11 protein-coding genes are annotated in these 10,036 nt (G+C 54.1%); 3 read left to right on the top strand and 8 right to left on the bottom strand.

Features of this window, described 5'->3' with window-relative positions:
- Positions 1–106 precede the first annotated feature (106 nt).
- Positions 107–382, top strand: coding sequence for a DUF1471 family protein YjfY (gene yjfY, locus AB7E14_RS14755; RefSeq protein WP_216082091.1), 276 nt, complete (start codon positions 107–109; stop codon positions 380–382).
- A gap of 99 nt (positions 383–481) precedes the next feature.
- Here yjfY and yjfP read toward each other — a convergent pair whose 3' ends face one another.
- Entirely contained in the window at positions 482–1,231 is a 750-nt protein-coding gene (gene yjfP / locus AB7E14_RS14750) for an esterase (protein ID WP_130097398.1), read from the bottom strand.
- A 181-nt stretch (positions 1,232–1,412) separates the two neighbouring features.
- On the opposite strand from yjfP, the gene bsmA reads away from it, so the two are divergent.
- Complete coding sequence (gene bsmA / locus AB7E14_RS14745) at positions 1,413–1,742, top strand: biofilm peroxide resistance protein BsmA (RefSeq protein ID WP_042999188.1); 330 nt, start codon at positions 1,413–1,415, stop codon at positions 1,740–1,742.
- 147 nt (positions 1,743–1,889) lie between these two features.
- On the top strand, positions 1,890–2,165 hold the full coding sequence (gene yjfN, locus AB7E14_RS14740; RefSeq protein WP_072140690.1) for a DUF1471 family protease activator YjfN: 276 nt from the start codon (positions 1,890–1,892) through the stop codon (positions 2,163–2,165).
- A 37-nt stretch (positions 2,166–2,202) separates the two neighbouring features.
- Here yjfN and AB7E14_RS14735 read toward each other — a convergent pair whose 3' ends face one another.
- The 7 genes from AB7E14_RS14735 to hflC form a co-directional block, all read right to left on the bottom strand.
- A complete protein-coding gene (locus tag AB7E14_RS14735) occupies positions 2,203–3,825 on the bottom strand; it encodes an isovaleryl-CoA dehydrogenase (protein ID WP_316962120.1) in 1,623 nt (540 codons plus the stop codon).
- 113 nt (positions 3,826–3,938) lie between these two features.
- The gene (gene rlmB / locus AB7E14_RS14730) at positions 3,939–4,670 is read right to left on the bottom strand and encodes a 23S rRNA (guanosine(2251)-2'-O)-methyltransferase RlmB (RefSeq protein WP_042321448.1); all 732 of its coding nucleotides are present in this window, start codon (positions 4,668–4,670) and stop codon (positions 3,939–3,941) included.
- A 66-nt stretch (positions 4,671–4,736) separates the two neighbouring features.
- Entirely contained in the window at positions 4,737–7,178 is a 2,442-nt protein-coding gene (rnr, locus tag AB7E14_RS14725) for a ribonuclease R (protein ID WP_044257223.1), read from the bottom strand.
- Between the two features lie 227 nt (positions 7,179–7,405).
- A complete protein-coding gene (gene nsrR, locus AB7E14_RS14720) occupies positions 7,406–7,831 on the bottom strand; it encodes a nitric oxide-sensing transcriptional repressor NsrR (protein WP_042321442.1) in 426 nt (141 codons plus the stop codon).
- A 220-nt stretch (positions 7,832–8,051) separates the two neighbouring features.
- Positions 8,052–9,350 (bottom strand): adenylosuccinate synthase, encoded by a 1,299-nt coding sequence (purA, locus tag AB7E14_RS14715; protein ID WP_042321439.1) that lies wholly within the window; start codon positions 9,348–9,350, stop codon positions 8,052–8,054.
- A gap of 103 nt (positions 9,351–9,453) precedes the next feature.
- Positions 9,454–9,651 (bottom strand): DUF2065 domain-containing protein, encoded by a 198-nt coding sequence (locus AB7E14_RS14710; protein WP_042321436.1) that lies wholly within the window; start codon positions 9,649–9,651, stop codon positions 9,454–9,456.
- A gap of 86 nt (positions 9,652–9,737) precedes the next feature.
- The coding region (gene hflC, locus AB7E14_RS14705; protein WP_428169630.1) for a protease modulator HflC at positions 9,738–10,036 on the bottom strand (299 nt) is incomplete at its 5' end.

The raw sequence follows: 10,036 nt of genomic DNA, 5'->3' as shown, positions 1-10,036 counted from the left end.
CAGAAATGGTCGCTATCGACCAACAAAGTAGCGATTAAAATTAAATCAGACGTTATCGACTTACAGGAGAAATCGCTAATCAGAGTCAGCTGTCGAGGAGGTAGGTATGCGAATCCGTTTTGTCACCCTTCTGGCGGGACTGTTACTCAGTGCAAATACGCTCGCCGCCATTGAAATAGACCACCAGCAAGCCCGAAACATGGATGATGTGCAGAGCTTAGGCGTCATTTACATCAACCATAACTTCGCCACTGAAAGTGATGCGAAAAGGGCACTGAATGAAGAGACCGACGCGCAAGACGCAACGTACTACCACGCGATCCTGATGCGGGAACCCGGTAGTAACGGCAACATCCGCGCCAGCGCAGATATTTATCGCTAGCACCAGGAAAGTCCAACGAAAAGAAAGCCATAGTTTGACTTGCCCCCTGTTCAGGGGGCTTTTTTTGCATGATGATGTATGGCTAGCTAGCGCCTGGCATCAAAGATGCTGACGGAAAAACGACACCGTTGCGGCCAGGGCTTCGGGCGTAATGCGATGGCGTACGCCTGCTTGCCACTGACAGGTCAGATTGTGGTCCAGGCCGGCCTGAATCATCGCCTGCTGTAAACGGAAACTTTCTGCCGCCGGAACCACATCATCCTCCTGTCCATGCCACAACAGCAACGGTCTGTCGGCCAGTCGGTCAAGTTGCTGCGACACGTCCCACTTCGCCAGCGGGGCGATGATGCGGGCAAAATCTTCCTGTCGGGCGGGCGTGTCCAGGGCGCAAGGGGGAAACAGCGTTCGCGCCAGACGGGTGAAATAACCCGAGCCCATCAGGCTGGCGACACATTTGACCTCCGGATGCTGAGTCATGATCCCCAGCGCAGTCATTGCCCCCATCGATGCGCCGCCAACCGCAAGACGTTCCTCCAGCAGCCAGTTTTCTGCACGCAGTGCCGCACGTAACGCCGTAAACTCCTGCATGCTCTGCTGCAAAATCTGCCAGAAGTGGCCCATTCTCGCCTGTTCGTCACCATTGAAACGCGCCCCATGCCCGGCGGCGTCTGGCATAATGACCCGAAATCCGGCCTGCGCCAGCGCCACGGCAAAATAGCTGTAGACCAGGCTGGAAGAGGTAAACCCGTGGTAGAAAACAATACACGGCAAAGGTGTACTGCGTTGCCCCGAAGGAAAGGCGTGAAGCAGATGATGTTCCGCCAGTTGACATGTTTCAATTTCAATCATTTGCACCTCTTTTGGCGCGGGTATGCTATAGGTCACATTATTAAACAAGGTGACGTATTCAACAACGATTCATAATGTTGAGAACTGGATTACGCTTTCACGACATTTTCATTCGAAAATCGCGCGGAAGGTAACATTTTGGGAACATTCCCCCAAAGGGAAATTAATAAGGCACTACACTATGGCTATCAGGAAACGAGATAGAGTGATGCGTCGGTTTACCTCTTTGATGTTGGTGATGCTGTTAAGTGGATGTAGCATTCTTCAGGGAACGCCACAGCCAGCACCGCCTGTCGCCGATCATCCGCAGGAAATTCGTCGCGACCAGACACAAGGGTTGCAGCGAATGGGAACCGTGACCTCTCTGGTCAGAGGCTCTCCGGATGATGCAGTTGATGAAGTCAGAGCGAAAGCCGCCGCAGCGAAAGCCGATTATTACGTTATTGTCATGGTTGATGAAACTATCGTGACGGGTCAGTGGTACTCACAGGCCGTCTTATATCGTAAATAATCATTGATGGAATTTAAGCCAATTTCACGTAGCTTTACGCCTCTATACGTTTACCTGTGCACAATAAACCGACAGCAGGAGGCTGGACGTTTATTTCGGCGATGGAATGCCCTGCGCATTGCGGGGAAACGTAAAATGGAGCTGACGATGAAACAATCTCTTGCCTTATCCTCACTGCTGTTAACTGCCGGACTGGTGAGTACGACGGCGCAGTCTGCTGAATTCGCGAGTGCGGATTGCGTGACTGGCCTCAATGAAATTGGCCTGATCTCTGTCAGTAATATTTCCGGAAACCCACAGGATGTGGAGCGTATTGTCGCGTTAAAAGCCGATGAACAAGGCGCATCGTGGTATCGCATTATTCAGATGTATGAAGAGCAGCAGCCCGATAACTGGCGCGTACAAGCCATACTCTACGCATAACAGATTGCCGGATGGCGTAAACGCATCCGGCAACGTATCAGCGCAATCCCCCCGTCGCCCGCAGCAGCAACGCGTCCTGTACCCGTTCTGATAACCGCATTCCGCCGCGCGTATCCAGCATCATCTGACACCAGGCCTGGGCAACAGGCGGTGATGCGTGCCGTAACATTTCCATTCCGCATCCCAACAGGAAAATCTGCTGGGTGATCTCACGACCCAGTTCTTCGGAAGGTTTGCGCAATCGCGGCAAAAGCTGGCGTACCGCGCGATCAAAATGCCTGTCCTGCCCCCTGACCTCAGAGAATGCCTCACTCAGCATCTCATCGACCCCGGCTTGCTTGTTGATAACCCGCAAGACGTCGAGACACATGACGTTACCGGATCCCTCCCAGATACTATTGACCGGCATTTCCCGGTACAGTCGCGGCAGTTCGCTCTCTTCGCAATACCCTACGCCGCCAAGCACTTCCATTGCCTCCGCCACGAACGGAATGCCGCATTTACAAACAGCAAATTTTGCCGCAGGCGTGAACAGACGCGCCCAGAGTCGCTCTTTGGCATCGCTACGCCGATCCCAGGCATGGGCCAGACGAAACAATAATGCGGTTTGTCCTTCCAACTGGAGCGCCATACGACTAAGCACCTGACGCATCATCGGTTGCTCAATCAGCGGCTTGCCGGACACCTGACGCTGGTGCGCGTGGTAAATCGCCACCGAGAAGGCGCGGCGCATCAGTCCGTGACTGCCGAGCGCACAGTCAAAACGCGTCAGACCACCCATCTTCAGGATATGACGAACGCCCTCTCCCTCATCACCAAGAAGCCAGCCGATGGCATCTTGAAACTCGACTTCCGCGCTGGCATTGGAACGATTCCCCAGCTTGTCTTTCAGCCGTTCAAGGCGGATCGCATTGCGCTGGCCGTCAGGTAAAAAGCGCGGGACGAAGAAACAGGAGAGTCCACCTTTTGCCTGTGCCAGCACCAGATGGGCATCACTTTGCGGCACAGAGAAAAACCATTTATGCCCCACCAGCCGGTACGCCCCATCCGCCAGACGCTCGGCACGGGTGGTGTTGCTCAACACATCAGAACCGCCCTGTTTTTCCGTCATCCCCATGCCGATCAACAGGCCACGTTTTTGGCCCCCCGGCGCAAGATGCGAATCATAGCGATCGCTGTGTAGCGGCGTTTGCCAGTCGGCGAATACGGCGGGCAACATTTGCTGCAATAGCGGTGTCGCGGCAAAAGTCATGGTGATGGGGCATAACGTGCCGGCCTCCACCTGCGCATGCAGGACAAAGCGGGCTGCCCGGGCGACAAACGATCCGTCTCGCGCCGCCTCCGCCCAGGGCAGATTGTGGATACGGTTGGCACACAGTCCCTGCATCAACAGATGCCACGCGGGATGGAAGCGAACGTCGTCCAGACGCTGCCCCTGGGGATCGTAACGTAGTAATTCTGGCGGCCAGGCATTCGCCAGCCGTCCCAGTTCCAGCGATTCCGCAGTGCCAAGTTGTTGACCGATACTGGCGAGAAGTTCGCTGTCCCAGCCTGCCCCCTCACGCGCTACGGCCTCGCAGAGCGCGCCATCAGACAGGAACAGATTGCTGTTATTCAGGGGTAACGGCTGATTAAAAACGGTGTGAGTTTGCCAGTGCATTGTGTTTCCCTCCTTCAATGGCATCTCAATAAGTATGGTCAGTCTGAGGGGAGAATGCCTGGAAAGGAGGGCACAAAAAAGCCATCCTGCTGGATGGCTTCAGAAATCGTCTATTAGCTGCGCTGCCGCACAGCCTCGAACAGACAGATGCCTGTCGCGACAGAAACGTTGAGCGAAGAGACGCTTCCGGCCATTGGAATGCTGATCAGCTCATCGCAATGTTCACGCGTCAGGCGACGCATCCCCTCACCTTCCGCCCCCATCACCAGCGCCATACGGCCGGTCATTTTGCTCTGATAGAGAGTATGGTCAGCTTCACCCGCCGTGCCGACAATCCAGATATTCTCTTCCTGCAACATACGCATGGTACGCGCCAGGTTGGTCACCCGAATCAACGGCACGCTTTCCGCTGCACCGCAGGCGACTTTCTTCGCCGTGGCATTCAACTGCGCAGAACGATCTTTCGGCACGATCACCGCATTAACGCCAGCGGCATCGGCGCTACGCAGACAGGCACCGAGGTTATGCGGATCGGTCACGCCATCAAGGATCAGCAGGAACGGTTGATCCAGCGAAGCAATCAGATCCGGTAGATCGTTTTCCTGATACTGACGACCTGGCTTCACGCGAGCGATAATGCCCTGATGGACGGCTCCTTCGCTTTTCTCATCCAGAAACTGACGGTTTGCCAGTTGGATGACCACGCCCTGTGCTTCCAGAGCATGGATCAGCGGCAGCAGGCGTTTATCTTCACGGCCTTTGAGAATAAAGACATCCTGAAAACGTTCAGGAGCGCGCTCCAGCAGGGCCTGCACCGCATGGATGCCGTAAATCATTTCACTCATGAAATCACTCGTTAATAGTTAATCATGCCGGGTGACGCAATGCTTCCCCGGCTTACACTGTCCGGCTTACTGTGCCGTTTTCTTTTTAGCGGCACGCTTTGCTTTTGTCGCCGCCGCTATTTTTTGCGTTTTCTCAGAAGGCTTTTTCGCTTTTCTGGCCTCTTTCTTCGCCGCCTTTGGTTTTTGTTTCTTCTCGCCACGGAAAGCGCTGTCAGGCTCGAAATTGGCTTTTTTACCGACCTGACGACGGCGGCCGGTTTTTTTACCCGCATCGCCTTTCTTCGCTCTTTCACGCGCCGTTTTACCTTCGTTACGCGGCGCACGCTCGCTGGAGATCAGGCTGAAATCAATCTTGCGCTCATCCATATTCACGGCTTCGACTTTCACTTCCACGCGGTCGCCCAGACGATAAGTCTGACCGCTGGATTCACCTGTCAGGCGCTGCCCAACCTGGTCAAAACGGTAGTAGTCGTTGTCGAGCGAAGAAACGTGGACCAGGCCATCGATGAACAGTTCGTCCAGACGCACAAAGAAGCCAAAGCCGGTGACGCTGGCAATCACGCCTTTAAAGACATTGCCGACCTGATCCAGCATGAAGTCGCACTTCAGCCAGTCAGCGACGTCACGGGTTGCTTCATCCGCACGGCGCTCAGCCATCGAACAGTGCTGACCCAGTTGCAGCATCTCTTCCATCGAATAATGGTAGCCACCCGTTTCGGTGGTGTTACCTTTATGGCCCTGCTCTTTCGCCAACAGATACTTAATGGCGCGGTGCAGGGAGAGATCCGGGTAACGACGGATCGGCGAGGTAAAGTGAGCATACGACTGCAACGCCAGACCAAAGTGACCGCGGTTTTCCGGATCGTAAATCGCCTGCTTCATCGAACGCAGCAGCATCGTTTGCAGCATTTCGGCGTCAGGGCGATCGGCAACCGATTCCAGCAATTCCGCGTAATCGCGCGGCTCCGGCTTATTACCGCCAGGCAGTTCCAGCCCCAGCTCCGCCAGAACAGAACGGAAGGAAGTGATCGCCTCAGTCGTCGGTTTGTCGTGTATACGGAACAGCGCAGGCTCCTGGGCTTTCTCAACGAAACGCGCTGCCGAGATGTTCGCCAGAATCATGCACTCTTCGATCAGCTTGTGCGCATCGTTACGCTGGGTCTGCTCAATTCGCTCAATACGGCGTTCCGCGTTGAAAATGAACTTCGCTTCTTCACTCTCAAACGAGATGCCGCCGCGCTCTTCACGGGCTTTATCCAACACTTTGTAGAGGTTGTGTAGCTCTTCGATATGCTTAACCAGCGGCGCATACTGCTCGCGCAACTCCTGATCGCCCTGCAACATGTGCCAGACCTTGGTGTAGGTCAGACGCGCATGTGAGCTCATCACCGCTTCGTAGAATTTATATCCCGTCAGACGGCCTTTGGTAGAGATGGTCATTTCGCAGACCATGCACAGGCGGTCAACCTGCGGGTTCAGTGAGCACAGGCCGTTGGAGAGCACTTCCGGTAGCATCGGTACCACCTGCGACGGGAAGTACACGGACGTCCCGCGATTACGCGCTTCCTGATCCAGCGGCGTCGGCGGACGCACGTAATAGCTCACGTCAGCAATCGCCACCCACAAACGCCAGCCGCCACCGCGTTTCTTCTCGCAATAGACCGCATCGTCAAAGTCGCGGGCATCTTCGCCGTCGATGGTGACCAGCGGCAAATCGCGTAAATCCACACGCCCGACTTTTGCCTCTTCAGGCACCTCTTCTTTCAGACCGGCAACTTGTTTCTCAACGGCGGCTGGCCAGATATACGGGATTTCATGGGTTCGCAGCGCCATATCGACGGCCATACCGGTTCCCATGTTGTCGCCCAGCACTTCGACGATTTTCCCTACCGCTTTGGTGCGGCGGGTCGGGCGCTGGGTGAGTTCAACCACCACCACAAAGCCCATGCGCGCGCCCATGATATCTTCAGGCGGGATCAGAATATCGAAGCTCAGACGGCTGTCGTCAGGAACCACAAAACCCACGCCCGCTTCAGTAAAGTAACGACCGACAATCTGGCTGGTTTTTGGCACCAGAACGCGCACAATACGCGCTTCACGGCGGCCTTTACGATCCGCGCCCAGCGGTTGCGCCAATACCTGATCGCCATGAATGCAGGTTTTCATCTGCTCGCTGGAGAGATACAAATCGTCTTTACGCCCTTCGACGCGCAGAAAGCCGTAGCCATCACGGTGGCCAATAACGGTACCTTTCAGCAGATCGAGGCGTTCCGGCAGCGCATAACACTGCCGACGGGTGAAGACCAGTTGTCCGTCACGCTCCATCGCGCGCAGGCGGCGACGCAGGGCTTCCTGCTGCTCTTCGCCTTTTATGTTCAGTTCCACAGCCAGCTCATCGCGGCTGGCCGGTTTTTCGCGTTTAGTTAAATGTTCGAGGATAAATTCCCGGCTTGGGATAGGATTTTCGTACTTTTCAGCTTCGCGTTCCTGGAAAGGATCTTGTGACATTGAGGTTCCTCCATTGTCAGCTCCGGTGGAATTCCGTCGTCTTTCACGCCGTCTCTTTGTTGGCTGCCTTTGCTCTCCCCAGTCGCTTACTTTTGTAAGCTCTTGGGGATTTATGAGAGACATCCCTGTCTCTCACCGAAGGCCAGCCTGCGGCTGTTCAAATTCGTTCCTGACGAATTTGTCACTCAGTTGCCGCCGCGATACGACGCGAAATGCTTTGGACTTCACTATTCCACCAGCAATAATTTATAAAGCGGTTGATTCTCTTCAACCAAATCGGCCAGCGTGTAGTTATCCAGCTCCGTTAGAAAACTTTGCACGGCCTTAGAAAGCGCCTGTTTGAGTCGACAGGCAGGGGTGATATGGCAAAACTCACTGCTACAATTCACCAGCGACAGCGGTTCGAGTTCGCGCACGACATCGCCAATTCGAATGGTATTCGCGGCTTTGCCTAAACGGATCCCGCCATTTTTTCCCCGAATAGCAGTTACAAAGCCCGCCCGACTAAGTTGATTGATTATTTTGACCATATGATTACGGGAAACGCCATAGACGTCTGTCACTTCCGAAATACTGGTCATGCGACCTTCCGGGAGTGATGCCATATAGATTAGCGCTCGTAGTCCGTAATCGGTGAAACTCGTTAACTGCACATCAACCTCAGGGAAAAGGGGGAATCGGGATACATCTTATTTATATTGATGATAAACCAGCCACTAGCCAGGCCGCTAATTTATTTCAGTTCGGAAGGAAAAAAGCGAGGATTTAACGCACGATTAAGCCGGATGACGACGCCTGGCATCTTGTCCGGCTAACTACACTTTGTAGGCCTGATAAGCGCAGCACCATCAGGCACTGCGCCACGAACCCAAATTATGCGTCGAACGGGTCACGCAGAATCATGGTCTCAGTACGATCCGGGCCAGTCGAAATAATATCAATCGGCACACCGGTCAGTTCTTCGATACGCTTAATGTAGTTCAGCGCTGCCTGTGGCAAACCGCTACGCTCTTTCACGCCGAAGGTGGACTCAGACCAGCCTGGCATGGTTTCGTAAATCGGCTCGATACCTTCCCAATCGTCAGCCGCCAGCGGTGTTGTGGTCACTTCACGGCCATCCGGCATACGATAAGCGACACAGATTTTCACCTCTTTCAAACCGTCCAGTACGTCCAGTTTGGTCAGGCAGAAGCCCGACAGGGAGTTGATCTGTACTGCACGACGCACAGCAACGGAGTCCAGCCAGCCAGTACGACGACGACGCCCCGTGGTAGCACCGTATTCGTTACCCTGTTTGCACAGGAACTCACCGATGTCATCAAACAGCTCAGTCGGGAACGGACCCGCACCCACACGCGTGGAGTAAGCTTTGATGATACCCAGCACGTAATCCACATAACGCGGACCCAGGCCAGAACCTGTTGCCACGCCACCCGCAGTGGTGTTAGAGGACGTTACGTACGGATAAGTACCGTGGTCAATATCCAGCAGCGTACCCTGCGCGCCTTCGAACATGACGAAATCGCCACGCTTGCGCGCCTGGTCCAGCAGATCGGACACATCAACAACCATCGAGGTCAGGATGTCGGCAATCGCCATCACATCATCCAGCACTTTCTGGTAGTCAACCGCGTCAACTTTGTAGAAGTTAACCAGCTGGAAGTTGTGATATTCCATCACTTCTTTCAGTTTTTCAGCGAAGGTGGCTTTGTCGAACAGATCGCCAACGCGCAGACCGCGACGGGCGACTTTGTCTTCGTAAGCCGGCCCGATACCACGACCGGTAGTCCCGATCGCTTTCGCGCCACGTGCTTTCTCACGCGCGTTATCCAGCGCAACGTGGTAGTCCAGAATCAGCGGGCATGCTTCAGACAACAGCAGACGCTCGCGAACAGGAACACCACGATCTTCCAGTCCTTTCATCTCTTTCATCAGCGCAGCCGGAGACAGCACAACACCGTTACCGATGATGCTGATGACGTTCTCGCGGAGAATACCTGATGGAATAAGATGGAGGACGGTTTTTTCACCGTTGATTACGAGAGTATGGCCTGCGTTGTGACCGCCCTGGTAGCGTACAACATATTTAGCCCGTTCAGTCAGAAGATCGACGATCTTTCCTTTACCTTCGTCACCCCATTGGGTGCCCAGTACGACGACGTTGTTACCCATTTTTCAAAATCACCGTTTGCTTAAAAATGGATTCTACCATCGCTTTTTCAGATATACAGCACTTTTTGCATGCAAAAATTAGCTAAATTCGCACGTTTTTTGATCAGCCAATCGTTTTCCTCAACATGTAGTAGACCACAATGCCCGCAACCACAAGTCCACCACCAAAACGACGTAAAGTATTTTCAGGCAACTGCGTCATGGCAGAAATCATCTTCTTCCATGCTCGCGGGTAAAGCATCGGACCTAAACCTTCAAGCACTAACACCAGCGCAAGCGCGAGCCAGATTGTTGAGTTCATCGGACGTCCTTTATAAAAAGAAAACCACCGCATCCCTGAAGATGCCGGTGGTTTTATGCGTCTAACCTAAAACCGTTGCGACGATATTATCGCGTTGCGGTATTCGGTGTCTTCATGTAGCGGAAGAAATCGCTGTCCGGGCTCATGACCATGACATCCTGATTGCCTTCGAAGCTCTTCTCGTAAGCGCGCAGGCTACGAATAAAGGCGTAGAAGTCAGGGTCCTGGCTGAACGCATCGGCAAACAGCTTCGCCGCTTCTGCATCCCCTTCACCGCGCATGATACGCCCCTGACGCTCAGCTTCCGCCAGCGTTTTGGTCACTTCATAGTCGGCTGTCGCGCGCAGTTTTTCCGCTTCTTCCTGACCTTGTGAACGGTGACGAC

The organism is Citrobacter sp. (assembly GCF_050252275.1).
Lineage (GTDB): Bacteria > Pseudomonadota > Gammaproteobacteria > Enterobacterales > Enterobacteriaceae > Citrobacter_A > Citrobacter_A amalonaticus.
The sequence above is the reverse complement of the archived record's forward strand: the minus strand, read 5'-3'. Positions and strand labels throughout refer to the sequence as shown.

Coding starts and splice junctions, on each gene's coding strand:
- yjfY (WP_216082091.1), top strand. CDS start 107: ATGCGAATCCGTTTTGTCACCCTTCTGGCGGGACTGTTACTCAGTGCA.
- AB7E14_RS14735 (WP_316962120.1), bottom strand. CDS start 3,825: ATGCACTGGCAAACTCACACCGTTTTTAATCAGCCGTTACCCCTGAAT.
- purA (WP_042321439.1), bottom strand. CDS start 9,350: ATGGGTAACAACGTCGTCGTACTGGGCACCCAATGGGGTGACGAAGGT.
- AB7E14_RS14710 (WP_042321436.1), bottom strand. CDS start 9,651: ATGAACTCAACAATCTGGCTCGCGCTTGCGCTGGTGTTAGTGCTTGAA.
- rlmB (WP_042321448.1), bottom strand. CDS start 4,670: ATGAGTGAAATGATTTACGGCATCCATGCGGTGCAGGCCCTGCTGGAG.
- yjfN (WP_072140690.1), top strand. CDS start 1,890: ATGAAACAATCTCTTGCCTTATCCTCACTGCTGTTAACTGCCGGACTG.
- bsmA (WP_042999188.1), top strand. CDS start 1,413: ATGGCTATCAGGAAACGAGATAGAGTGATGCGTCGGTTTACCTCTTTG.
- yjfP (WP_130097398.1), bottom strand. CDS start 1,231: ATGATTGAAATTGAAACATGTCAACTGGCGGAACATCATCTGCTTCAC.
- rnr (WP_044257223.1), bottom strand. CDS start 7,178: ATGTCACAAGATCCTTTCCAGGAACGCGAAGCTGAAAAGTACGAAAAT.